The following is a 559-nucleotide window of genomic DNA, read 5'->3' as shown; positions in this document are numbered from 1 at the left end:
GGGGATGCGGACGGGATCTTGGAGGATTCCACTTATGAACCGTTCGTACACAGATCAGCAGCGTCGCAGAGCGATTGAGGTTTATAAGCGCACTCAGTCGGTGACGAAGACGACCCGGCAGCTGGGGTATCCGGGGAGATGGACGCTGTACAAATGGTTGCGTGAACCCACCACTCCAGGTAGACCGCGTAAACAGGCGAAAACCTTGACGCGTTACCCGTTTGAGGTCAAGCTTCGTGCTGTCGAACTTTTCAGCTCCGGCTGGAGCCCAGCTGACATCGCTCAAGAATGTGGGCTGAGGTCAAAAATGAGCGTCTATTCTTGGGCACAACGCCATCGTGAAGAGGGACAATGGGGGCTGATGTCGAAAAAGGAACGAGAAGAACGTGCTCGCATCCCCACCCGAGCAGCCCTTGAAAAATCTTTGCCGGATGATCCATCTGAACTGAAAGAACAGATGGCTAAGCTGCTGGTCGAGAAAGCTGTATTGGAAAAGGAGCTGGAGCTTGTAAAAAAAGACGTCAGCGTCATCCCAGGTCAGCTCAGTAATAGACAAAAG

At 52.8% G+C, this 559-nt stretch carries 1 protein-coding gene; it reads left to right on the top strand.

Annotated features, from left to right (window positions below):
- Positions 1-34 precede the first annotated feature (34 nt).
- Positions 35-559: terminase gpP N-terminus-related DNA-binding protein (locus tag HMPREF3088_RS10115; RefSeq protein WP_210401483.1), on the top strand; the 525-nt coding region annotated here is incomplete at its 3' end.

Origin of the sequence: Corynebacterium sp. HMSC22B11 (genome assembly GCF_001815965.1) — a bacterium.
Taxonomy (GTDB): Bacteria; Actinomycetota; Actinomycetes; order Mycobacteriales; family Mycobacteriaceae; genus Corynebacterium.
This window is presented reverse-complemented; position numbering and strand designations above follow the sequence as displayed.